Annotated in this window: 26 protein-coding genes and 1 tRNA gene; 9 read left to right on the forward strand and 18 right to left on the reverse strand. The window is 68.8% G+C overall.

What is annotated here, in order from left to right; translation table 11 throughout:
- Positions 1-79: 79 nt before the first annotated feature.
- The 3 genes from ABT313_RS02750 (at position 80) to ABT313_RS02760 (ending at position 2,176) form a co-directional block, all read left to right on the forward strand.
- Positions 80-1,711, forward strand: a complete 1,632-nt coding sequence (locus ABT313_RS02750) for a substrate-binding domain-containing protein (RefSeq protein ID WP_350847929.1) — start codon at positions 80-82, stop codon at positions 1,709-1,711.
- A gap of 53 nt (positions 1,712-1,764) precedes the next feature.
- Positions 1,765-1,845: transfer RNA gene (locus tag ABT313_RS02755), tRNA-Leu, on the forward strand.
- A gap of 1 nt (position 1,846) precedes the next feature.
- A complete protein-coding gene (locus tag ABT313_RS02760; RefSeq protein WP_350847931.1) occupies positions 1,847-2,176 on the forward strand; it encodes a nucleoside triphosphate pyrophosphohydrolase family protein in 330 nt (109 codons plus the stop codon).
- A 1-nt stretch (position 2,177) separates the two neighbouring features.
- On the opposite strand, the gene ABT313_RS02765 is transcribed toward ABT313_RS02760, so the two are convergent.
- Entirely contained in the window at positions 2,178-3,398 is a 1,221-nt protein-coding gene (locus tag ABT313_RS02765) for a PEP/pyruvate-binding domain-containing protein (protein WP_502883927.1), read from the reverse strand.
- A 67-nt stretch (positions 3,399-3,465) separates the two neighbouring features.
- Here ABT313_RS02765 and ABT313_RS02770 point away from each other — a divergent pair, with 67 nt between their 5' ends.
- Complete coding sequence (locus ABT313_RS02770; RefSeq protein WP_350847935.1) at positions 3,466-3,834, forward strand: hypothetical protein; 369 nt, start codon at positions 3,466-3,468, stop codon at positions 3,832-3,834.
- The gene (locus ABT313_RS02775; protein ID WP_350847937.1) at positions 3,831-4,439 is read left to right on the forward strand and encodes a transcriptional regulator; all 609 of its coding nucleotides are present in this window, start codon (positions 3,831-3,833) and stop codon (positions 4,437-4,439) included. The genes ABT313_RS02770 and ABT313_RS02775 overlap by 4 nt, the downstream gene beginning before the upstream one ends.
- A gap of 26 nt (positions 4,440-4,465) precedes the next feature.
- On the opposite strand, the gene ABT313_RS02780 is transcribed toward ABT313_RS02775, so the two are convergent.
- The 4 genes from ABT313_RS02780 to ABT313_RS02795 are packed head-to-tail and all read right to left on the reverse strand — an operon-like array spanning position 4,466 to position 7,284.
- Entirely contained in the window at positions 4,466-5,056 is a 591-nt protein-coding gene (locus ABT313_RS02780) for a hypothetical protein (RefSeq protein ID WP_350847938.1), read from the reverse strand.
- 2 nt (positions 5,057-5,058) lie between these two features.
- Complete coding sequence (gene rdgB, locus ABT313_RS02785; protein WP_350847940.1) at positions 5,059-5,664, reverse strand: RdgB/HAM1 family non-canonical purine NTP pyrophosphatase; 606 nt, start codon at positions 5,662-5,664, stop codon at positions 5,059-5,061.
- Complete coding sequence (rph, locus tag ABT313_RS02790; RefSeq protein ID WP_502883928.1) at positions 5,661-6,416, reverse strand: ribonuclease PH; 756 nt, start codon at positions 6,414-6,416, stop codon at positions 5,661-5,663. Before rph ends, rdgB begins: the two co-directional genes overlap by 4 nt.
- Positions 6,388-7,284: an SGNH/GDSL hydrolase family protein gene (locus tag ABT313_RS02795; protein ID WP_350847944.1), complete on the reverse strand. Its 897-nt coding sequence runs from the start codon at positions 7,282-7,284 to the stop codon at positions 6,388-6,390. Before ABT313_RS02795 ends, rph begins: the two co-directional genes overlap by 29 nt.
- A gap of 146 nt (positions 7,285-7,430) precedes the next feature.
- Between ABT313_RS02795 and ABT313_RS02800 the strand changes: the two genes are divergently transcribed.
- Positions 7,431-8,603: a Gfo/Idh/MocA family protein gene (locus tag ABT313_RS02800; RefSeq protein WP_350847946.1), complete on the forward strand. Its 1,173-nt coding sequence runs from the start codon at positions 7,431-7,433 to the stop codon at positions 8,601-8,603.
- A gap of 164 nt (positions 8,604-8,767) precedes the next feature.
- Positions 8,768-9,568, forward strand: coding sequence for an SAM hydroxide adenosyltransferase (locus ABT313_RS02805; protein WP_350847948.1), 801 nt, complete (start codon positions 8,768-8,770; stop codon positions 9,566-9,568).
- Here ABT313_RS02805 and ABT313_RS02810 read toward each other — a convergent pair whose 3' ends face one another.
- From ABT313_RS02810 to ABT313_RS02820, 3 genes are all read right to left on the reverse strand, one after another.
- Positions 9,569-10,153, reverse strand: a complete 585-nt coding sequence (locus ABT313_RS02810; protein ID WP_350847951.1) for an acyl-CoA-like ligand-binding transcription factor — start codon at positions 10,151-10,153, stop codon at positions 9,569-9,571.
- A complete protein-coding gene (locus ABT313_RS02815) occupies positions 10,150-11,658 on the reverse strand; it encodes a DHA2 family efflux MFS transporter permease subunit (RefSeq protein WP_350847953.1) in 1,509 nt (502 codons plus the stop codon). Before ABT313_RS02815 ends, ABT313_RS02810 begins: the two co-directional genes overlap by 4 nt.
- A 61-nt stretch (positions 11,659-11,719) precedes the next feature.
- Entirely contained in the window at positions 11,720-12,421 is a 702-nt protein-coding gene (locus tag ABT313_RS02820; protein ID WP_350847955.1) for a TetR/AcrR family transcriptional regulator, read from the reverse strand.
- 74 nt (positions 12,422-12,495) lie between these two features.
- Between ABT313_RS02820 and ABT313_RS02825 the strand changes: the two genes are divergently transcribed.
- Positions 12,496-13,332: an alpha/beta fold hydrolase gene (locus ABT313_RS02825; RefSeq protein WP_350847957.1), complete on the forward strand. Its 837-nt coding sequence runs from the start codon at positions 12,496-12,498 to the stop codon at positions 13,330-13,332.
- On the opposite strand, the gene ABT313_RS02830 is transcribed toward ABT313_RS02825, so the two are convergent.
- The 3 genes from ABT313_RS02830 to murI all read right to left on the reverse strand — a co-directional run bounded on the left by ABT313_RS02830 (position 13,312) and on the right by murI (position 15,815).
- On the reverse strand, positions 13,312-14,157 hold the full coding sequence (locus tag ABT313_RS02830; RefSeq protein ID WP_350847959.1) for an alpha/beta fold hydrolase: 846 nt from the start codon (positions 14,155-14,157) through the stop codon (positions 13,312-13,314). The two genes, ABT313_RS02825 and ABT313_RS02830, sit on opposite strands and share 21 nt — an antisense overlap.
- A complete protein-coding gene (locus tag ABT313_RS02835) occupies positions 14,138-14,884 on the reverse strand; it encodes an MBL fold metallo-hydrolase (protein ID WP_350847961.1) in 747 nt (248 codons plus the stop codon). Before ABT313_RS02835 ends, ABT313_RS02830 begins: the two co-directional genes overlap by 20 nt.
- Positions 14,885-15,011: 127 nt before the next feature.
- The gene (murI, locus tag ABT313_RS02840; protein ID WP_350847963.1) at positions 15,012-15,815 is read right to left on the reverse strand and encodes a glutamate racemase; all 804 of its coding nucleotides are present in this window, start codon (positions 15,813-15,815) and stop codon (positions 15,012-15,014) included.
- Positions 15,816-16,046: 231 nt separating this feature from the next.
- Here murI and ABT313_RS02845 point away from each other — a divergent pair, with 231 nt between their 5' ends.
- Complete coding sequence (locus ABT313_RS02845; protein ID WP_350847965.1) at positions 16,047-16,340, forward strand: hypothetical protein; 294 nt, start codon at positions 16,047-16,049, stop codon at positions 16,338-16,340.
- Between the two features lie 31 nt (positions 16,341-16,371).
- On the opposite strand, the gene ABT313_RS02850 is transcribed toward ABT313_RS02845, so the two are convergent.
- The 7 genes from ABT313_RS02850 to clpS all read right to left on the reverse strand — a co-directional run bounded on the left by ABT313_RS02850 (position 16,372) and on the right by clpS (position 23,135).
- Entirely contained in the window at positions 16,372-17,319 is a 948-nt protein-coding gene (locus ABT313_RS02850) for a PLP-dependent cysteine synthase family protein (RefSeq protein WP_350847967.1), read from the reverse strand.
- Between the two features lie 2 nt (positions 17,320-17,321).
- Positions 17,322-17,615, reverse strand: coding sequence for a MoaD/ThiS family protein (locus tag ABT313_RS02855; protein WP_350847969.1), 294 nt, complete (start codon positions 17,613-17,615; stop codon positions 17,322-17,324).
- 1 nt (position 17,616) lies between these two features.
- Complete coding sequence (locus ABT313_RS02860) at positions 17,617-18,075, reverse strand: M67 family metallopeptidase (RefSeq protein ID WP_350847971.1); 459 nt, start codon at positions 18,073-18,075, stop codon at positions 17,617-17,619.
- Between the two features lie 81 nt (positions 18,076-18,156).
- Positions 18,157-19,134 carry an aldo/keto reductase gene (locus ABT313_RS02865; RefSeq protein WP_350847973.1) on the reverse strand — a complete coding sequence of 326 codons (978 nt, stop codon included), beginning with the start codon at positions 19,132-19,134 and terminating at the stop codon, positions 18,157-18,159.
- A gap of 123 nt (positions 19,135-19,257) precedes the next feature.
- The gene (gene ileS / locus ABT313_RS02870; RefSeq protein ID WP_350847975.1) at positions 19,258-22,299 is read right to left on the reverse strand and encodes an isoleucine--tRNA ligase; all 3,042 of its coding nucleotides are present in this window, start codon (positions 22,297-22,299) and stop codon (positions 19,258-19,260) included.
- Positions 22,300-22,851, reverse strand: a complete 552-nt coding sequence (locus ABT313_RS02875) for a DUF2017 domain-containing protein (protein WP_350847977.1) — start codon at positions 22,849-22,851, stop codon at positions 22,300-22,302. It abuts the gene before it with no gap.
- A complete protein-coding gene (clpS, locus tag ABT313_RS02880; protein WP_130444963.1) occupies positions 22,848-23,135 on the reverse strand; it encodes an ATP-dependent Clp protease adapter ClpS in 288 nt (95 codons plus the stop codon). The genes ABT313_RS02875 and clpS overlap by 4 nt, the downstream gene beginning before the upstream one ends.
- Positions 23,136-23,204: the final 69 nt, after the last annotated feature.

Here is a 23,204-nt window from a genome sequence, read left to right on the forward strand (position 1 = left end):
GCCGAAACCGGGTAATCTGCGCGCGCAGTCAGCCTCTGGGAGGGAGGGACCTGCCGCGATGGGAAAACATTCCTCTGCGGTGACGGGAAGTAACAACAACCGCCGTTCGGTGTACATCACCGCGGTCGGCTTATTGGTGCTTTCGCTGGGAGCGGTGTTCGTCGTCCGCTCCTTCGGATCGGAATCGGGTGCCGACGGATTCCTCGGCGGCAACAAGGCGTGCGACGACCCGACGCAGATCCAGATGGCGACCACGCCGGAGATGCAGTCCTCGCTCGAAGCCGCGGCCAAGTCGCTGGCGGCCAAGGGCGGCAAGGACGGCAACCCGTGCCTGCAGTTCACCATCACCGCGGCCCCGTCGTCGCAGATCGCCCGCGACGTCGCGCAGGGCAGCGACAACCGGCCCGACCTGTGGGTGCCGGACTCGTCGCTGTGGGTCGCCCAGGCCGACGACGGCCAGAGCGTCCCGACCATCGCGGTCCAGTCGATCGCGACCTCCCCGCTGGTGCTGGTCGGCCGGAGGACGAACTTCGCCGACACCTCCTCGTGGCTGCGCATCATGAGCGCGACCCAACCGGCCCTGCTCGACCCGCTGAGCACCTCGCCCGGCGCGCTCGCGCTGCTCGCCGTACAGGCGGAGCGGGCCAAGACGTCCGCGTCCGAGACGGCGGTCTCGCAGGTGGTCGTCCCGCTGGCGCAGAAGCTCGGTTCGATGGCCAAGCCGTACACGAAGGCCGACGACCTGTTCGGCCGCGCCGACCAGGACGGCAGCACGATCGTCGTACCGGCGTCGGAGCAGAGCTTCGTGAAGTACCAGGAAGACCACCCGGACGCCCAGCTGAGAGCGATCCAGCCGGCCACCGGCACGCTGTACCTGGACTACCCGATCGTCGTCACCGCCAAGTCGGACACCGACGCGGCGTCCAACGCAGCCCAGGCGCTGGCCGGTGAGCTGCTGACCGACGCGGCCGGGCAGGCGCGCGACCAGGCCGGGTTCCGCGACACCCAGCTGAGCCCGCTCAGCGGCGGGCGCGGCGTCGGCGACGTCAACCAGCTGACCAAGCCGACCAGCGAGGCGATCGACACCACGCTGCAGAACTGGACCCGGCTGTCACTGCTGACGCACTCGCTGGCCGTCATCGACGTATCCGGCTCGATGGCCGACAAGGTCGGCACGAAGACCCGGATGCAGCTGACGATCGAGGCGGCGGTGGGCGGTCTGAGCCTGTTCCCGGACAGCGCGTCGCTCGGCCTGTGGACGTTCTCGACCAAGATCGGGACCGACGGCGCCGACTACAAGGAACTGGTGCCGATCTCACCGCTGTCGAAGCGGCAGCGCGGGAAGATCGTCGACCAGCTGAAGATCCAGCACCCGATCGAGAACGGCGGAACCGGGCTGTACGACACCGCGATCGCCGCGGTCCGCGCCGTACGGCAGGGCTACGACCAGCGGGCGGTGAACTCGATCCTGCTGTTCACCGACGGCAAGAACGACGACCCGGGCAGCCCGACGCTGGCCCAGGCGGTCAGCACCCTGCGCGGTCTGCAGGACCCCGGCCGCCCGGTCCGCATCATCGCGCTCGGCATGGGCCCCGAGGTGAACGCCGACGAGCTCAGCGCCCTGGCCCAGGCCACCGGCGGCCAGGCGTACGTCGCCCGCCAGCCCGGCGACCTGAAGAACGTCTTCATCGACGCCCTGCAGAGCCGCTGACGTGGTCGCCTCCCCTAGGATGTTCGTCTAGGGGAGGCGACCACGCCTCTTCAGCCAGAGTGGTGGAACGGCAGACACACCGGCTTTAGGTGCCGGCGCCCCCGGGCGTGCGGGTTCAACTCCCGCCTCTGGCACATGCACCTCAACGAGTACCAGCAGGCCGCCCTCCGGACCGCCGCCCCGAAGGACAAGCCCAACGAGGTCTTCCACCTGCTGCTCGGACTGGTCGGCGAAGCCGGCGAGCTCGCCGAGAAGGCGAAGAAGATCGTCCGCGACCAGGACAGCGACTTCACCCGCTGGGACCGCGACGACCTGAAGAAGGAACTCGGCGACACCCTCTGGTACATCGCGGTCCTCGCCGACCACTTCGACGTACCCCTCGAAGAAGTAGCCCACCTCAACCTCACCAAACTCGCCGACCGCCAGTCCCGCAACATGCTCAGCGGCAGCGGCGACAACCGCTGACTCAGATCTCGATGGTGCCGGTGGTGCCGTTGAGGGTTGTTGGGGTGCTGGTGGGGATTCGGGTGGTGGCGTTGGGGACGGCCAGGACGGCGGGGATGCCTTGTTCTCGGGCGACGATGGCGGCGTGGGAGAGGATGCCGCCTTGTTCGGTGATGACGCCGGCGGCTATGGACAGGAGCGGGGTCCAGGCCGGGTCTGTGTAGGGGCAGATGAGGATGTCGCCGGGGCGGACGTGGGGGAAGTCCGCCGGGCCGCGGACGATCCTGGCGGGGCCTGTGGCGGTGCCATGGCTGCCGGGCGTGCCTGTGAGGGTGGCGTGGCTGCCGGGGGTGCTGGTGAGGGTGCCTGGGGTGCTGGTGAGGGTGCCTGGGGTGCGGCTCAGGTTGGCGGGTGGGGGCTGGGCTGTGATGGGGCGGGATTGCAGGAGCCAGGGGGTGTTGGCGGCGATGGCCCACTCGAGGTCTTGAGGGGCGCCCAGGGCGGACGCTGCCTGGTGGGCGAGGTTGGCCAGGTGTACGGCGGTTGTGTCGGAGAGAGCCGGGATCCGGCGGCGGCCGGCGGGGACCTGGTGGGTGCCGGTCAGGGTGAGGGTGGTTTGTTTGTCGGCGATCGTGCGGGTGACCGTGCCGTCGGCGACCAGGTATCTGTCGGGCGTCACACGGCCCTCGACGACGCTCGTGCCCAAACCCCAGGACGCTTCGATCGTCGTCGTACCGTCGGCGGTGAACATGACGCCGGAGACGTCCGCATCCAGTTGGAGCTGGACGATCACGGCCATCGGCGGCGCCTCAGAGCCGTCGCGATAAGCCACCGCGCGGGGCGTCCACACCGACGTACGGCATGCCTGCACGGCCTCCAGAATCGCAGCCAGCCCTCGTACGCCGAGGAAGCTGTCGTGCTGACCTGCGGCCGACGTACGCGCGGTGTCCTCGTTCGCAGCCGACGACCGTACGGCTACCACCGGATCCCCCATCCGCTCAAGCCACCCCCCAAGCTCATCCGCCAACGAACCGCTCAGCACCTCCACCGCGCCGTCCCCGCCACCCACGCCACCCACGCCGTGCGGCGCAGGACCGGTGGGCGGAGCTGGTGGGGTGGGTGCCGGCGGGATTACAACGCCGGTGGGGACGGGTAGGCCGGCGCGGATCAACCTGCCTAGGCTGCCGGCTTTGCCGCCGTGCAAGGGCACGGTCGCGGCTGCCAACGGGACCAGCACGATCACCCTCCGATCAACGGAACGTTGACAACAAAACGTTGACAAGGTTTTGTTGATGATCCACTGTTGGCGGATGCGAAGCAAGCAGGACCCGGATCAGGCTCAGGCCGAGCGCCAGCGGCAGGCCCGCGAGCAACTGCTCGCCAAGGGCGCGAAGGACGTGCCGCCGCGGCCGTGGCGGCCGGCGCCGATTCCCTTGTCGGCGGTCGATCTGACTCAGTTCGCGGTCTCGCGCCCAGATCTGTCCAACGACGACCTGCTGGCCGCGCTGACCCTGCTGCCGGCCGCGCGTGCCGAGGTCGAGGAGGTCGAGTCCGGCCTGCTGTTCCTCGCGCGGAGCTCCGGTCTGACCTGGGCGGAGATGGCCGACGCGATGGGGTTCAGTTCCCCGCAGGCCTGTCAGCAGCGGTTCAACCGGCTCGCCGCGCGGATGGATTCATGATGCATTTGGCGCTGCACGCCGTACGCCTGCTGGGTTTCGCAGACACCCCGGCCGTCGCCCAGCGCTTCGACCTCCCGCAGCAAGCAGTCGAGGACGCACTCAAGGACGCCGAGGCGGAGGGCTGGACAACCCGCAGTACGTTCGCCGGCACCTCCGGCTGGTCGCTGACAGACGCAGGCCGCGCCGAGAACGAGCGCCGCCTCGCGGTCGAGCTGGGCAACCCAGACGCCGTACGGGACGTGTACGCCGACTTCCTGCCGCTCAACGCCGTTCTCCAACAGGCCTGCACCGACTGGCAACTCCGCCCAACACCCACCGACCCGCTCGCCGCGAACGACCACTCCGACCCCGCCTGGGACGCCGGCGTCCTGCACGAACTCGAGGTCCTCGACACCGCTCTCGCCCCGATCACGGCCCGCCTCACGAGCGTCCTCCCGCGCTTCCGCGGCTACGACACCCGGTTCTCAACAGCGCTGGCCCGCGCCACCGCAGGCGACACATCCTGGGTCGACCGCTCCGACGTCGACTCCTGCCACCGAGTCTGGTTCGAACTCCACGAAGACCTACTCGCCACCCTCAACCTCTACCGCGGCAACGAGATCTAGCACCACGCCCGCAAACCGCTGGGGGGCTAGTTGCCTAGGGCATCTAGGTACGCCGCGCCGCGGGGGCTGAGTTCGTAGCCGACCTCGAGGCTGTGGGTCAGGCCGAGGTTCTTCAGCTTCCGGACGTCGAGCTTGAACGGCGCGGTCTCCCGGCCGACCGAGGCCGCGAGATCGGCAGCCCTGGTCGCCGGCCGGGACTGGATCAGCTGGAGCGTCTCGGTCGTCCACGCGCCGTGGTGGCTCAGCTGGTCGAACTGAGCCAGCCGGGCTCGGACGTCGGCGAGCTCCTCTGCCGACAACGAGGTCTGCGCGGCGAGCTCCTCGCGCGGATCCGGACCTTCGACGAGGTGGAAGCGGATCAGGAACGTCGGCATCGACTCGTCCCCACGTAACCGCCGCCGTACGTCCTTGGCATTGCGACGATCGGCCAGTGCGACCTCGGCATCGGTGTCCGCGATCAGCTCGGGGTTGACCGTGCGGATGCTGTCGATCTCGATCCGGCCCGCGTTGGTGCGGTAGATCCGCCCCTCGACCACGCGCGGCTCGGCCCAGCGCCGATAGGCGACGGTGATCTTCCCGTCCGCAACCCCGTCCCGATCCGATCCCGCGAACAGCATCTCTAGCTCCCCAATGCCTTCGCGACCAGCGGCGCCAGCGCGCGCAGCGCCTTCCCGCGGTGGCTGATCGCGTCCTTCTCCTCGATGGACAGTTCGGCCGTGGTCCGGTCGTACCCCTCGGCCTGGAACAGCACGTCGTACCCGAACCCACCCGTGCCGCGCAACGAGCGGATCACCGACCCGCGCATCTCGCCGATCACGACCTCGTCGTCGGCATCCGGCCGGACGAACGCCACCGCCGCCACGAACGACGCCCCGCGCCGCTCGTCCGGAACGTCCTCCAGCTGACCGAGCAGCAGCAGGTTGTTGGCGTGGTTGTCCTTCAACGGCCCGGACCACCGCGCCGACAGCACACCGGGCATCCCGTTCAGCGCGTCGACGCAGATGCCGCTGTCGTCCGCGATCGACGGCAGCCCGGTCGCCTTCAGCGCCGCGTGTGCCTTGAGCAGCGCGTTCCCCTCGAACGTCGGCTCAGTCTCGGCCGGCTCGTCGTACGCCGGTACGTCGCCGAGCCCGAGCACCTCGATACCGGGCACGATCGGCGTCAGGATCCGCCGCAGCTCCTCGAGCTTCTTCTTGTTGTTCGACGCCAGCAATACCCGGCTCATGCCAGCGCCTCCTGCTGCAGCTTGGCCAGGTCCGCACAACCGGCGACACCCAGCGAAAGCAGGCTGTCCAGCTCCAAACGGTCGAACGGCGCGCCCTCGGCCGTGCCCTGCACCTCGATGAACTTGCCCTCGCCGGTGATCACCAGGTTCATGTCGGTCTCGGCCCGGACGTCCTCTTCGTAGCAGAGGTCCAGCATCGGCGCCCCGTCGATGATCCCGACCGACACCGCCGACACCGTCCCGGTCAGCGGCTCGCTCTTCAGCAGCTTCCGCTCGCGCAGGAACGACACCGCGTCCGCGAGCGCGACGTACGCGCCGGTGATCGCCGCGGTCCGCGTCCCGCCGTCGGCCTGCAGTACGTCGCAGTCCAGCAGGATCGTGTTCTCGCCGAGCGCCTTGTAGTCGATCACGGCCCGCAGCGAGCGCCCGATCAACCGGGAGATCTCGTGCGTCCGGCCGCCGATCTTGCCCTTCACGGACTCGCGGTCCGAGCGGGTGTTGGTCGCCCGCGGCAGCATCGCGTACTCCGCGCTGACCCAGCCGAGCCCCGATCCCTTCCGCCAGCGCGGCACGCCCTCGGTCACACTCGCCGCGCACAGCACCCGGGTCCGCCCGAACTCGACCAGCACCGAGCCCTCGGCGTGGTCGAGCCAGTTCCTGGTGATCGTCACCGGGCGGAGCTGGTCAGCGTTACGTCCATCAATTCGGGCCATGAACCAGACCCTATGCCTCCAGACGCTGGACCTCCGCATTGGACGAAGGCGGACGTACGGCGGCCGGCGGGAGGTCGAGCGACGACGGCGGAAGCACCAGTGACGGCCGGCCGAGTGGCCGAACCTGCGTCACCGCCATCCGGGCCGCCCACGGCAGCAGGTCGTTGGCCCGGCGCCCGACCCACGGCACGCCTTCGCGGACCAGCCACATCGTGTCCGCCCAGCGACTCGGCGGCCGGTACGCACAGTCCAGATCCGGCGGTACGTCGATCGGCAGTCCGCGGACCGCCAACTCGTCGGCGAACGCGCGGGCGAGCTTGCGGTGGCCGAGCTCCCCCGGATGCAGCCGGTCGATGCTCCAGAAGTCCCGCCGGTACACCTCGGGGTAGTCGGCCATGTCCAGCCGGATCCCGCCGTACCGCGCGTGCAGGTCGTCGAAGACGACGTTGACCTGCTCGATCCGGTGCCACAGCGGCCGCCGCAGCCATTTCGGCAGGCCGAACACCTTGCCGTGGTCGTGGAACCTGACCGTCAGCAGCAGCGCGCCGCGGGCGGTCAGTTGATCGGCGATCTGGTGCAGGTGATCCCGGATCCGGCCGGCGTCGAACGTGGACCGCAGGGTGTCGTTCACCCCGACGATCAACGAGGCGATGTCGATCGGATCATCGCCGGTTTCGGGTAGTTGCTCGGTCGCGACGATCGGCACGGTGGCGCCGCTGGTCGCGAAGTTGGAGAACGTCACACGGTGGGAGCTGGCCAGGGAGTCGGCGAGCAGCGAGGCCCAGCCCCGCCACCCCTCGCCCGGGCGCGCACCGGCACCGGACAGGTCGGTCGTACTGCTGCCGTTCATCGGGTCCCCGACACCTACGGTGGTCGAGTCCCCCAGTGCCACGTAGTGGAGGCTCACATTCCGCCATGGTGGGCGCACGGAGCGAGACTGTGATGTTCGGCGGATGACGAGTGGGGCAACGTCATGTCAAAGGCAGGTGATTGAGGATCAGAACTGCGCGGAGTTAGGCTTCTGGAAACAACTATGTGCAGGAGTTGGCTGGTATGAGTGATCTTCGGTTTGGCGTGGTGGGACTCGGTGCCCGGAGTCGGATCGCGCAGTACGCGCACCGCCCCGGCGAGGGGTCGGAGGTCGTGGCCGTCGCCGACCCGTCCGCGCCCCAGCGGGACGCGACGCTGGAGCTGTACCCGCAGGCAACGGCGTACGCCGACCACAACGAACTGGCGGAGCAGAAGCTCGACGGCGTCTTCCTGACGACGCCGGACGACCTGCACGAGGGGCCGGCGATCGACTTCCTCCGGGCCGGGGTCAGCGTGTTCGTGGAGAAGCCGCTGGCGATCACCACCGAAGGGTGCGATCGCGTGCTGCAGGCGGCGTACGACTCCGGCGCGCGGCTGTACGTCGGCCACAACATGCGCCACATGTCCGTCGTGCTGACGATGCGCAAGCTGATCCAGGACGGCGCGATCGGCGACGTCAAGGCGATCTGGTGCCGGCATTTCGTCGGCCACGGCGGTGACTTCTACTTCAAGGACTGGCACGCGGACCGTCGCCGTACCACCGGACTGCTGCTGCAGAAGGGTGCCCACGACATCGACGTGATGCACTGGCTGGCCGGCGGCTACACGACCCGGGTGAACGCGATGGGCGCACTGAGCCTGTACGGCGGGATCACGGACCGGCAGGATCGCTCGGACCAGCGGTTCAAGGAGTTCGTCAGCGAGAAGAACTGGCCGCCGCTGGAGCAGAAGGGCCTGGCTCCGGTGATGGACGTCGAGGACATCTCGCAGGTGAACCTGCTGCTCGACAACGGCGTGATGATGAACTACGAGCAGTGCCACTACACGCCCGACTACTGGCGCAACTACACCGTCATCGGCACGCACGGCCGGCTGGAGAACTTCGGCGACACCGCGGGCGGCGTGGTCAAGGTGTGGAACAGCCGTCGCTCCGGGTACCGCGACGACGCGGACCAGGTGGTCGAGATCGCCGGCGAGACCGAGCACCACGGCGGCGCCGACCCGCACCTGGTCGCCGAGTTCGTGAAGTTCGTCCGCGACGGCGGCGCGACGCTCACCTCCCCGGTCGCCGCCCGTGCCGCGGTCGCCGCCGGCTACGCCGCAACCCAGTCGCTGCGCGCGAACGGCGTACCGCAGGACATCCCGCCGCTCGACCCGACCCTGGTCAGCTATTTCGACAACGGCCAGGTTCGCTGAGTGCTACCATCCTCGACGTGACCTGGTACGCCGCGATGCGAATGCTGAGCCCTCGATGCGGGAGGACTTCAGCGGCGTAGGCACGTGTGCTTGCAGCGAGAGGCCCCCGATGTCGGGGGCCTCTTTCGTTTCCCAGACACGCTGCAACCACCCAGGAGCCTGCTATGTACCCGATCACCTACATCACCGACTGTCACGACGGCAACGCCCGGGCCAGACTCAGCACCCGGATCGGCGCCCTGTTCGGCCAGTCGCCGACGATCGTCGCCGCCGACGGACCCGATCCGGAGTCGTTCGCCGCACTGACCCTGCTCGACTGCCTGCTCGCCACGTCCTCGCTCGGCGAGGACGGCCACCCGACGATCACGCTGCTGAACATCGCGCCCCGCGACGGCGTCTGGCCGAACGGCGTCCCGTTCTGCTTCTTCTGGTACGGCAAGCACCTGGTGGCCAGCACCTTCAACGCCCGCGCCCTCTCGCTGGTACGTCGTGAGCTCGGCATCAGTCACGTCTACGTGACCGACATCCGCGAGGCCGTGACCGCGGCCGGATTCGCGCCGGACGAGATCGAGAAGATCGCCGGCACGCAGTTCCGCAGCCTCTGGTACCTGCCGCTGCTGGCGAAATGGGTCGCCGACGATCGCGCCGTACCCGCCGTCGAGACCGCCATTCCGGAGACGTTGGACGAGGACCCGGTCGTCGCCGTCGTCGACAACTTCGGCAACTGCAAGCTCGACCGCGACCTCGGCCTCACCCCGGGCGACGTCGTTACAGTTGCCCAGAGCAAGAATGTCACCTGCTACCCGCACCTGACCGCCGTACCGCGGAACACGCCCGGGATCATCCAGGGCAGCTCGGGCACCGGCTTCACCGAGCTGGTGATCCGCGGCGGGTCGGCGGCCGCCGCCTTCGGTCTGCGGCCGGGCGATCCGTTGTCCGTGCAGGTGGCCGAGAAGGTGGCCTGACTACGGTTCGAGCCGGAGCCCGCCGAGCTGGTCGAAGGCGCGGTCCATCGTCTCGAGGTACTTCGGGAGCGGACCGTCGACCTCCAACTGCCGGTACGTCGCCATCACCACGCCGACGACTGCTCCGGCCCAGGCCCGGACAGCGATGTCGTCCGGGGCCCGGCCGGTGCGTTCGGCCGCCAGCGAGGCGAGCAGATCGATCCCTTCGTACAGCTGGTCGAGCATCCGCACCCGCAGTTCGGGAGCGTTCATCACCAGGTCCTGGCGTTCGGACTCGAGCGCCCACTCCTCCTCGGTCAGCGTGGCGAGGCTCTGCCGGATCGCGGCACGGAGGGCGTCGGTCGGACTCATCTCGGGCGGCTGACCGCGGAACAGCTCGATCATCACCGGGTCGAGCCGGTCGAGGACGATCGTGTCCTCCTTGGTCGGGAAGTACCGGAAGAACGTCGCCGGCGAGACCTCGGCCGCCGCGGCGATCTCCTGGACGGTCGTCGCGGCGTACCCCTGGTCCCGGAACAGCCGCAGGGCATGCTCCTGGATCGCCGCCCTGGTCTTGGCCTTCTTCCGCTCCCGCAACCCGCTCATGCTCCGATTGTGACAACTTGTTCGTCGGCAACGGCGGTACGGCGTGGCAGAAACGCCAGCGCGAGCGCGATCGAGACCACCGCGAGCCCGCTGCACGCCCACAACGTCACGTCCATGCCGTGGACGAAGGCCGCGCGGGCCGACCGGGTCAGCGCCGGCGAGCCCATCGCGATCGCCGCCGAGGCGCTGTCACGGGCCACGTCCGCAGCCGCTGGGGGCAGTCCGCTGACATCCAACTGATTCCGGTACGCCGCGTTGAGCACCGTCCCGAGGATCGCCACCCCGAGCGTGCCGCCGACCTGCCGGGACGCCTGGATCAGCGCGGACCCGGACCCGCTCCGCTCGAGCGGCAGTGCCGCCAGCGCCAGCCCGTTCATCGGCGGCAGTGTGAACCCGATGCTCACCCCGACCAGGCTCACCCAGATCGCGGTGAACCCGTAGCCGTCGCCGACCTTCGTGAACGCCCCGATCACCAGCCCGGCCAGCATCAGCGAGAACCCGATCACCACGGTGACCCGGGCTCCGGCCCGCTCGAGCAGCCGCTCGGCCGCCTTGGCGCCGATCAGCATCCCGCCGATGATCGGCAGCAGCCGCAACCCGGCCTGGAACGCGTCCACCCCCTGCACGGCCTGGAACAACTGCGGCAGCACGAACAGCAACCCCACCAGGGCGAACGACGCCAGCGTCGCGAGCACCGTCCCCCACGTGAACCCCGGCGACCTGAACAACTTCAGGTCGACCAACGGATCCGCCGTACGCCGGGCCCACGCCCAGAACGCGGTCAGGAAGACCACTCCGCCCGCGATCCCGCCGAGCGCCCACGCCGAGCCCCAGCCGTGCTCGCCGGCCGCGATGAACCCGTACGTCAGCGAGACCAGCCCGGCCGCGGTGAGCAGAATCCCCGGCCCGTCGATCCGCCGCGACCGGTGGCCGGCCATCGCCGGGATCAGCAGTGCCACTGCAACTAGTCCGACTGCAACTAGTGGCAGGTTGATCAGGAAGATCGAGCCCCAGCGGTAGTGGTCGAGCAACCAGCCGCCGAGCAGCGGACCGGCCGGGATCCCGATCGAGTTCGCCATCAGCCAGATCGTCATCGCCCGCTGCCGCTCCTCCGGTGCGAACAGCAGGTTCAGCAACGACATCGACAACGGGATCAGGAACGCCGACCCGACCCCGAGCGCCGCCCGGGCCGCGATCAACTGACCAGGCGAGTCGGCGAACGCACACGCCGCGGATGCCAGCCCGAAGACCACGAGCGCGCCGAGCATCAGCCGCTTCGGCCCGAGCCGGTCACCGAGCAGACCGGCCGGCAGCAACAGCGAGGCGAGCACCAGCGTGTAGGCGTTCGCGAACCACTGGAGCTGACTGGTCGACGCCTGCAGATCGGTAGCCAGCGTCGGCAGCGCGACGTTCAGCACGGTCAGGTCCAGCCCGACCACGAGCAGGCTGACGGACATCGCACCCAGCGCCCACCACCGGCGCGGGTCGAGGGTCGTTGCGGTCATGACAGAACACCTTTCTGAGATCAGCTCTAATTTGAGAGTAGATCTCAGAATTGCGATCTGTCTAGCCCCGATCGGCCGCGAGCCCGGTCAGCACATGGTCGAGACTCCGCGCGAACAACCGGTCGAACCGGTCGGCCGCATGCGGCGTCCCGGCCTCGATCATCATCCGGCTCAGGTGCGGGTAGTCGCCGCTCCCGATGACCTGCTCGGCGTACTGCTGCGACTGTTTGGTCAGCCAGTCCGCCATCGTCGAGCCCGCCTCCCGCTCGGTCAGCTCCTCCAGCGCATGACCGCGAACGAAGGTCAGCAAGGTCGCCGCCTGCGCCAGCACCTCGTCCGCATCCAGCTCCGGAACATCGACCGCGGCGTACGTCGCCTCGAGCCAGGCCAGCGTGTTCGGGCCGAGCACGGGCCGGGTCGCGGGCAGCCGGACGAGCCAGGGATGACGCAGCATCATGGCGCGCTGCGCATGGGCGACCGCCGCCAGGTCGGCACGCCAGTCGCCCGTCGGTACAGGCGGTGAGCCGTCGCCCATCGCCCGGTCGACCATCAGGTCGAAGAGTTCGTCCTTGCCGTCGACGTAGCGGTAGAGCGAGGTCGTGCCGGTGCCGAGCTCGGTCGCGACGCGCCGCATCGACACCGCCGCGAGCCCTTCGGCATCCGCGACCCGGACGGCGGCCGCGGCGATCTCCTCGCGACTGTGCGCCGGCCGCGGCCCGCGGGCGGCCCGCTCCGGGCGGAGCCAGATCGGTGGTCGGTCCATGGCGGGAGTTTACTGCGCACGCTGTTCGCAGTAGTGTTACTGCGTACAGTGTGCCCGGGTTTTGGGGAGGACAGATGTATCGCAAGGGATCTGTGGTGTCGGCCGACGGCACGACGATCGGCTTTCGTCAGTTCGGCAGCGGACCGAGTGTGGTCCTGCTGCACGGGTCGATGCTCGCCGCGCAGGACTTCGTGAAGCTGGCCGAAGCGCTGGCGGACGACTTCACCGTCACCGTGCCGGACCGCCGGGGACGCGGGCTGAGCGGACCGCACGGCGCCGATTACGGCATCGAGCGTGAGGTCGAAGACCTGCAGGCGCTGCTGAAGGAGACCGGTGCTTCGCGTGTCTTCGGACTGAGCTCGGGCGCGCTGGTCGGTCTGCGGACGGCGCGCGTGACGCCGGCCATCGAGAAGCTCGGGCTCTACGAGCCGCCGCTGTCCATCAACGGCTCGGTCCCGGTCAAGTGGGTGCCGCGATACCGGCGCGAGCTGGGCGACGGCAGGATCCCGGCGGCGCTGGTGACGGTGCTCAAGGGTCTCGGCGCGGATCGGGTGTTCCGCACGGTCCCGCGGTTCGTCCTCGTCCCGTCACTGAACCTCGCCTTCCGGTTCCAGGGCGAGGCCAAGGGCGACGACGTGCCGATCCCGGATCTCGTCCCGACGATGTCCGCCGACATGCAGCTCGTCGCGCAACTCGCTGACACCACCAACGACTACGCGACGATCGAGGCCGACGTCCTGCTGCTCGGCGGATCCCGCAGCCCGGCGTACTTCGGGCGCTCGCTGGACGCACTGACCGGCGTACTGCCCCGGTCGCAACGGATCACGATTCCGAAGCTCGACCACTCCGGCCCCACGGACGACGGCGGCCCGGCCGAGGTCGCTCAGTCCTTACGCGCCTTCTTCGCCTGACACGACCCGACGCAGCACACTCCGGAACAGGTCCGGCTGCTCCAGCCACGGCGAATGCCCGGCACCCGGGATCAAGTCGAACGTGTGATGAGGGACGTGCGCGGCCAGGTCCCGTACGGCGGGGACCGGCCGCGGATCGCCGTCGCCGTGGATGAACGCGACCGGGCACTTGAGGCCGGCCGCCAGACCCGGGACGAAGTCGTCCGGCCAGCTCCGGATGTCCGCCATCAGCGCCCGATTGGCGGTGAAGTTGATCGGGAGGTCGACCGAGGCGCTCCGGTAGGCCCACTCCATCGCCCGGTCCTGGTCGGCATGATCGGTGAACCACGACAGCATCCGGAACTCGGTCTCCTCGGCCGGAGTGCGTTGCCGGCCGGACAGGTCGTCGAGCCGCGCGATCTGCTCCGCGGTCATCCGGCGCATGTGCTCTGCGCTGGCCGCCGTATGCCAGTCGCCGATGCCGACGCCGTCGAGGTAGACCAGGCCCGCCGCGTGGTCGCCGTACGTCGCGGCGTACAGCAGGGCGAGGGTGGCACCGAAGGAGTGGCCGAGGACAACGATCCGCTCATGGCCGAAGTACGCGCGGAGCTCGTCGATGTCCTGCGCATGCCGGGCCATGGTCTGGAGGTCGGACGGATCCGACCGGCCGCAGCCGCGCTGGTCGAAGCGGTGGACGACGGTGAGGTCGTCGAGCAGCTCCGCAAGCACGGCGTAGTCGTCCCAGAGCCCCGGCCCGCCGTGCACGATCACGACCGGCGGCCTGGACGTCGCCGTACCGGAAGTTGCGGTCCACAACCGCACGCCGTCAGATGTCGAAAACGGCATGCGGCGTGGCGATCTCGACCGGACCCGAGAAGGTCCGGCGGGCATTCTCGGCCTGGGTGACGCGGTCGTACCAGGGTGGGACGTGGGTGATCACGAGCCGTTTCACGCCGGCCTTCTTCGCATGCTCGCCAGCATCCGCCGGCGTCAGATGCAGGTCAATCGGATTGTCCGGGTCGTTGTCCGGGAGCGCCGCTTCGGACAGCAGTACGTCGGCGCCGCGGGCGAGATCGATCAGCGCGTCGTTCGGCCCGGTGTCGCCGGTGTAGACCAGCGACTTGTTGCCGTGCTCAACGCGGATCGCGTACGCCGGCACCGGATGCACCATCGGCGCGGTCCTGATCGTGAACGGCCCGACGGTCTGGACTTCCTGCCAGGCGTGGAAGTCCAGCTGCTCCTCCATCCCCGGGTCGAGCGGCAGGTCGTAGGCGAGCGCCATCCGCTGCGCCGCACCGGGCGGTCCGAAGACGGGGATCCGCGGGATCGGCGAGCCCGGCGCGTACTTCGCCGCGACGTACAGCCCGCACAGATCCATGCAGTGGTCAGGATGCAGGTGGGACAGGCCGATCGCCCCGATCTCCGGCACGGTGAGGTGCCGTTGGAGCGAACCGAGCGCGCCGCTGCCGAGGTCCAGGATCAGGTTGAACCCGTCGGCAGTGACCAGATAGCTCGAGGCGGCCGAGTCCGGCCCGGGCACGGACCCGGAGCAACCGATCACGGTGAGCTTCATACCTGGAACACTACCGGCGAGTTCCGCCGTTCGCAGGAAGGCCCGACGCGTCGATCCGCCTGCCAGACAGGCGATCCGCCGGTGACCGATGCCGGTGACAACATCTGCGTGCGACCCAGGTCACACTTCAGCGGACCCAGGCGAACTGGTCGACGCTGGACAGGACCGGGCCGAGGAAGCGCGAGCCGATCGCCGCGAACTCGTCCGGGCTGCCGGTCGTGACGAAGCGGTGCTGCGGAGCCGGCAGGTTGTCGGGGCGGAGCAGGCCCGTTTTCGTCAGCACGCTGTAGACGTCCTTGGCGCACTCGTCGGCGCTGCTGACCAGCGTCACGTTGTCACCCATCACGTACGAGATCACGCCGGTGAGCAGCGGGTAGTGCGTGCAGCCGAGGATCAACGTGTCGACGCCGGCCGCGACCATCGGGTCGAGGTACTCGTGCGCGGCCTCGATCAGCTCGGGCCCGGACGTCACGCCGGCCTCGACGAACGGGACGAACTTCGGGCACGCCTGCGTGAACAGCTCGATCTGCGGGGCCGCGGCGAAACCGTCTTCGTACGCAAGCGATTGAGCAGTTGCCTTCGTGCAGATCACGCCGACACGCTGATTGCGGGTCGCGGCAACCGCTCGCCGGGCCGCGGGCAGGATCACCTCGACGACCGGTACGTCGTACCGCTCGCGGGCGTCGCGCAGCATCGCGGCACTGGCGGAGTTGCACGCGATGACGAGCATCTTCACGCCGGCCTCGACCAGGTGGTCGAGGCATTCGAGCGCGTACTCACGCACTTCGGCGATCGGCTTCGGACCGTACGGCTGGCGGGCGGTGTCGCCGAGATACAGGATCGGTTCGTGCGGCAACTGGTCGAGAACCGCGCGGGCGACGGTGAGTCCGCCGAAGCCTGAATCGAAGATCCCCACCGGTGCGTCTGCCACGGGTGAAAGCTTATACAGGTCCGCGGACGGGCAGACCCGAAGGGAGCCTTACCTAACCTCACCAGAAGACACGCCGAGGTTATCCACATCTTTACGTTATGGAATTGCCTTTTCGCGTGATGCGCGCCACTCTGGAGCGATGTTTGTTCGACCGCCCCTCGTGATGCCATGAACCTGGCGCACCACTTCGCGGTGGTACTGGGCACCGCACCAACTCCACAGCCTGACCACGTGACCGCCGCAGGACAGGCGGCCAGTCAGGCCACGGACCCGAACACGAGCACTGCCGCAGACGTGCTGACGGCCATCGGGCCGACCGGCATGCTGGTGCTGCTCCTGATGGCGGCGTTCGCGCTGTACGTCGTCTCACTGTCCCTGCACCCGAACGCGAAATGCGGCCGATGCAAAGGTGCCGGCCGGCACCACGGCAGCATCTTCAGCTACGCCCAACGCCCGTGCAACAGCTGCAAGGGCCGCGGGATCCAGCCCCGATGGGGCCGCAGGCTCTTCTTCAAACAACAGTAGGCGGACATGACGTAATTGCCTGAAGCAACAGTCAGGCCCAGAGCTGGCCTTCGAGACGGTCCTCGGCCTCGTCGATCGTGCCCTCGTAGGCGCCGGTGGACAGGTACTTCCAGCCGCCGTCCGCGACCACGAACGCGATGTCCGCGGTCTCGCCGTCACGCAGGCACTTCGCGGCCTGGCCGAGCGCGGCGTGCAGGATCGCGCCGGTCGAGATGCCCGCGAAGATGCCTTCGTTGTCGAGCAGCTCGCGGACCCGGCGGACGGCGTCCCGCGGGCCGACCGAGAACCGGGCGTCGATCAGCGTCTCGTCGTACAGCTCGGGGACGAAACCCTCGTCGAGGTTGCGCAGGCCGTAGACGAGTTCGCCGTACCGCGGCTCGGCGGCGACGATCTTCACCTCGGGCTTGTGCTCGCGGAAGAACCGGCCGGCGCCCATCAGCGTGCCGGTGGTGCCGAGGCCGGCGACGAAGTGCGTCACCGACGGCAGGTCCGCGAGGATCTCGCGCGCGGTGCCGTCGTAGTGCGCGAGCGCGTTCGACGGGTTGCCGTACTGGTACAGCATCACCCAGTCCGGGTGGTCCTCGGCGACCTGCTTGGCGACCCGGACAGCCTCGTTGGATCCACCCGCGGCCGGGGACGAGATGATCTCGACGCCCCACATCCGCAGGATCTGCCGGCGCTCCTCGGAGGTGTTCTCCGGCATCACGCAGACCATCCGGTAGCCGCGCAGCTTGGCCGCCATCGCCAGCGAGATCCCGGTGTTGCCCGACGTCGGCTCGAGGATCGTGTTGCCCGGGCGGAGCCGGCCGTCCTTTTCCGCGTCCAGCAGCATCCGCAGTGCCGCCCGGTCCTTGATCGAGCCGGTCGGGTTGTGGTCCTCGAGCTTGGCCCACAGGCGCACGTCACCCGACGGCGAGAGCTTCGGGAGGCCGACCAGCGGCGTACCGCCGACCGAGTCGAGCAGGCTGTCGAAGCGCATGGTCAGACCGTGCTCGTGGAACCGCCGGCCACGGCCGGCAGCACGACGACGACGTCGCCGTCCTTCACCTCGGTCTTCAGGCCGCCGGTGAAGCGGACGTCCTCGTCGTTGACGTAGACGTTCACGAACCGGCGCAGCTCCTCCGGCTCGCCCTCCACGATGCGCTCCTTGAGGCCCGGGTGGTTGCCGTTCACGTCGTCGATGAAGGCGGCCAGGTCGGCGCCGTCGCCGGTGACCGCCTTCGCCCCGCCGGTATAGGTGCGCAGGATCGTCGGCACGCGCAGCTCGATCGCCATCTCAGTGTTCTCCTTCAAGGGTTTCTGTATAGGAACCAACCACGCGTACTTCTTCTTCCGTGACCTCGCCGTCGACGATCCGGTACGAGCGGAACTCGACCGGCCCGTCGTACGCCGGGGAGTCCGCGCCGTCCCGCGTCGAGACCAGCACGTAGTGCGCGCCCGGCTCCTGCGCGAGGGTGATGTCGGTGCGTGACGGGTACGCCTCGGTGGCGGTGTGCGAGTGGTAGATCACCACCGGCTCCTCGTCGCGCTCGTCCAGCTCCTTGTACAGCCGGAACAGGTCGGAGGAGTCGAACTCGTAGAACGTCGGCGACATCGCCGCATTCAGCATCGGGATGAACCGGGTAGCCCGATCCGACCCCTCCGCCCCCGCAACCACCCCGCACGCCTCGTCCGGATGATCCTTCCGGGCATGCGCAACGATCGCGTCGTACGTCTCCTGCTCGATCACCAGCACGACTCCACGGTACGGCGACCGCGTGACCGACCCCGCCAACCGCGGAGTCGGTCCACGATTTGGACAGGGGCGGACAGTGCGTTACCAGCGGTCGTGGACCTGGGGGCGGATCAGGGTGTCGTAGGTGTCGCGGACGGCCGCCAGTTGGTCGTCGGTGAGTGGCGGGAGGGTGGCGGCGGAGATGTTGCCGGCTACCTGCTCGGGGTTGCGGGCGCCGGGGATGACGACCGAGACGCCGGGCTGGTCGAGGATCCAGCGGAGGGCGAACTGGGCCATCGTGGTGCCGGCGGGGAGCCAGGGCATCAGGCGGCGGACGGCTTCCAGGCCGGTCGCGAAGTCGACGCCGGAGAAGGTCTCGCCGACGTCGAAGGCCTCGCCGTGGCGGTTGTACGTGCGGTGGTCGTCGGCCGAGAACGTGGTGTGCTCGTCGTACTTGCCGGACAGCAGCCCGCTCGCCAGCGGGACCCGCGCGATGATGCCCACACCGGCAGCAGCGGCCGCGGGGAGCACCTCGTCGAGCGGCTTCAGGCGGAACGCGTTCAGGATGATCTGCACCGAGGCGACGTTCGGGCGGGCGATCGCGGTGAGGGCCTCGGCGCAGGTCTCGACGCTCACGCCGTACGCCGCGATCCGGCCCTCGTCGACCATCGCGTCCAGCGCGTCGAACACCGCGTCGGTCGAGTAAACCGGCGTCGGCGGGCAGTGCAGCTGGACCAGGTCGATAGTGTCCACGCCGAGGTTCTGCCGGGAGCGGTCGTTCCACGCGCGGAAGTTGGCCGGCGAGTAGTTCTCCGGCACCTGCTCGACCCGGCGGCCCATCTTCGTCGCGACGGTCAGGTTGTCGTGCTCCTTGAGCACCTGCCCGACGAGCCGCTCGCTCCGCCCGTCGCCGTACACATCGGCGGTGTCGATGAACGTGACACCGCCCTCGATCGCCGCCCGCAGTACGCCGAGCGCGTCGCTCTCGTCCACCGCGCCCCAGTCCGCGCCCAACTGCCACGCACCGAGCCCGACAACACCCACGTCCCGACCGGTCCGACCAAGCCTCCGCGTCTCCATGCGGACCAGTCTCCCGTACGCGGATCGCCGCCACTCACCAAGCCCCGCCCGCCGGCCCGAGCGTGGGCAAGGCGAGCGTAACGACCGGTCGCCTGGGGCGGTTGGTGAGTGGTGGCGATCCGCCTACGCGGCCTTCTCCACGGTCACGGTCAGCTCGGGGCCTTCGGCGACAACGACGGTCACCGCCAGGGTCTCCGCCATGATCAGCTCGCGATGTGCCTCGACGGCCGTCTTCGTGCCAGGATCGGCGATCAGCGTCAGCCGGATGCGGTTGGTGACCTCGAGCCCGGCGTCCCGGCGCGCCTGCTGGATCGAACGGATCACGTCCCGTGCGACGCCTTCGGCCGCGAGCTCCGGTGTGATTGTGGTGTCGAGTACGACGAAACCGCCGCCGGCCAGCAATCCGCTGGCGGCCTGGCTGTCGGCCAGCGTGGTCTCCAGCGTGTACTCGCCGTCCTGCAACTCGATGCCCCCAGCAACCACCACGCCGGCCGCGGACACCGACCAGTCGCCGCTCTTGGACGCCTTGATCACCTGCTGCACGTCCCGCCCCAAACGCGGGCCGGCCGCGCGGGCGTTCACCGTCAACCGCCGCTCCACCTGCGTGTCCACGCCGTCCACCGGGGTCAGCACGACCTCGCGGACGTTCACCTCGGCGGCGATCAACGGCACCAACGCCTGCAGGTCCGCGGACGTCGCCACGGTCAGCTTGAGCAGTGGTTGCCGGGCCCGGATCCCGCTCGCCTTCCGGATCGACGACGCGACCGAACACACCTCGCGGGCGCGCTCCATCCGCTCGACCAGGTCGGGGTCGTCCGGGAGTTCGACGTACGACGGCCAGTCGGTCAGGTGCACCGAACGTTCCCCGGTAAGCCCGCGCCAGATGTCCTCGGTCACCAGTGGGAGCAGCGGTGCCGCCGTACGGCACAAGACCTCGAGGGCGGTGTAGAGCGTGTTGATCGCGTCCTGGGAGCCGGACCAGAAGCGGTCGCGCGAGCGGCGGATGTACCAGTTGGTCAGGATCTCTGTGTAGCCCTGGACCGCATCACAGGCCGACGCGATGTCGTAGCGGTCGAAGTGGGTCTGGACGTCGGCGACCAGCGTGCGGAGGCGGGCGAGGAGGTAGCGGTCCAGTACGTGCGTCGACGCGGTCGACCAACTGCCTTCGGTGCCGGCGGCGTTGGCGTACAAGGTGAAGAACGACCACGCGTTCCAGAGCGGGATCAGGGTCTGGCGGACGCCGTCGCGGATGGCCTGTTCGGTGACGATCAGGTTGCCGCCGCGCAGGATCGGGCTCGACATCAGGAACCAGCGCATGGCGTCCGCGCCGTCGCGGTCGAAGACCTCGGTGACGTCCGGGTAGTTCCGCAGCGACTTGCTCATCTTCTGGCCGTCGTTGCCGAGCACGATCCCGTGACTCAGGCACGACCGGAACGCCGGCCGGTCGAACAACGCCGTCGCCAGCACATGCATCGTGTAGAACCAGCCGCGCGTCTGGCCGATGTACTCGACGATGAAGTCGCCGGGGAAGTGCTCCTCGAACCAGTCGGTGTTCTCGAACGGGTAGTGCACCTGCGCGAAACTCATCGACCCGGAGTCGAACCACACGTCCAGCACGTCCGGCACCCGGCGCATGGTCGACCGCCCGGTCGGGTCGTCCGGGTTGGGCCGGGTCAGCTCGTCGACGTACGGCCGGTGCAGATCGCGGACCTCGACCCCGAAGTCCCGCTCCAGCTCCTCGATCGAGCCGTAGACATCGATCCGGGGGTACGCCGGATCGTCCGACCGCCAGACCGGGATCGGCGAACCCCAGAAGCGGTTCCGGCTGATCGACCAGTCGCGCGCGTTCGACAGCCACTTGCCGAACTGCCCGTGCTTGACGTGCTCCGGCACCCAGGTGATCTGCTCGTTCAGCTCGACCATCCGGTCCCGGATCCGGGTCACCTCGACGAACCAGCTCGAGACCGCCTTGTAGATCAGCGGATTCCGGCACCGCCAGCAGTGCGGGTAGCTGTGCACGATGCTGTCCTCGCGCACCAAGGCCCCGGCGGCACGTAGGTCGCGGATGATCGGCCGGTTCGCCTCGAAGACATGCAGCCCTTGGTACGGCGGAACCACCCCGGTGAAATGCGCGGCGTCGTCGACGGTCAGCACGGTGGGGATCCCGACGGCGTCGCAGGCGAGCTGGTCCTCCTCGCCGTACGCCGGCGCCATGTGCACGACGCCCGTACCGTCGTCGGTCGTGACGTGGTCGGCCGCGATCACCTGGAAAGCGTTGTCGGTCCCGGCGAGGAAGTCGAACAACGGGGTGTAGTGCAGGCCGATCAGGTCGGCGCCCTTGAGGCGCCGCCGCACCTCGGCGCCCAGGTTGTCGGCGTACGCCGCGAGCCGAGCCTCGGCGAGGATCGTCGGACGCCCCTCGGCATCGTCGACCACGACGTAGTCGAGCTCCGGCCCCACCGCCATCGCGAGGTTGCTGGGCAGCGTCCACGGCGTCGTCGTCCACGCGAGCAGCCGCTCCCCCGTCTCCAACTCGACGGCGACCGTCACCGACGGGTCCTGGCGCGGCTGGTAGACGTCGTCGTCCATCCGCAGTTCGTGGTTGGACAGCGGCGTCTCGTCGTTCCAGCAGTACGGGAGGACGCGCAGCCCCTCGTACACCAGTCCCTTGTCGTAGAGCGTCTTGAACGCCCAGATCACCGACTCCATGTAATCGGGGTTCAGCGTCTTGTAGTCGTGCTCGAAGTCGACCCACCGCGCCTGCCGGGTCACGTAGGAGCGCCACTCGTCCGTGTACTTCAGCACCGACGCCCGACAAGCATCGTTGAACTTCGCGATCCCCAGCTGCAGGATCTCCGCCTTCGTCTTCAACCCGAGCACCCGCTGAGCCTCCAGCTCAGCCGGCAACCCATGCGTATCCCACCCGAAGCGCCGCTCGACCCGGTGCCCGCGCATCGTCTGGTACCGCGGTACGACGTCCTTCACGTACCCGGTCAGCAGGTGCCCGTAGTGCGGCAACCCGTTGGCGAACGGCGGCCCGTCATAAAAGACGAACTCGTCCTCACCTTTCAGCGACGCCCGAAAAGTCCCGTCCCCCTCCCAGTACTCGAGCACCCCATGCTCGACCCTCGGAAAGTCCGGCACCCCAACCCTCGGATAGCTCACCTAGCGCATGTTATGCAGCAGCGCCGACTGGAGGTAGCCGAGCCAGTCGTACAGGTCGTACGTGAGCCGCCGCGGATCCTCGTCCGGGAGTTTTTCCCAGGTGGAGTAGTCGTCCTCGTCCTTGATGTCGAGGCGGGTGCCGATCGCCAGCCGCAAGTCGTTCAAGGCACGGAGCCACGAGAGCTGCTCGTCGGGCTCGAGCGCGATCTCGTCGGCGCCCGACTCCTCCAACGCGGACAGGACCCGCTTGGCGTCGGTGACCTTGCCCTCGCGCAGGCCGCGCTCGGTGAAGCGGCGGAACTCGGACGAGGCCAGGTCGTCGGTCTTGTACGCGTCCGGCAGCAGCCGCTGCAGTACGACGTCCTCCGGCGGCGACGTCGGCCCGTCGGACTCCAGCAGGGCCGCGAGCGGGTCCGAGGACTCGGCCGAGCGCGGCGGCAGGCCGTCGTACAGGAGCTCGACCAGGTTGCGGAGGAGGTTCGCCAGGATGTCCGCCTCGTGTTCGGCGAAACTGACGACGACGGTCTTGCGGCGCTTGCGGAACCGCGTCACGACTTCTCGCAGGTGGCCCACAGGCCGTAGGAGTGCATCGCTTCCACGTCGCGTTCCATCGCTTCCCGGTTGCCGTTCGAGACCGCGGACTTGCCTTCCTGGTGCACCTGCAGCATCAGCTTCTCCGCCTTCTGCTTGGAGTAGCCGAAGTACGTCTGGAACACGAACGTGACGTAGTCCATCAGGTTCACCGGATCGTTCCAGACGATCGTCATCCAGGGCGGGCTCAGCTGGATCGCCTCGGTGACCTCGGGGCTGTCCAACTCGCTCGGTGCGGTGCTCACCTGTCCATTCTCCCCATCATCGGCTCCGGTCTCGCAATAGGCTGCCCCTGTGACGCACTCGACCGCGCT

It is taken from the genome of Kribbella sp. NPDC000426 (assembly GCF_040300265.1).
Lineage (GTDB): Bacteria > Actinomycetota > Actinomycetes > Propionibacteriales > Kribbellaceae > Kribbella.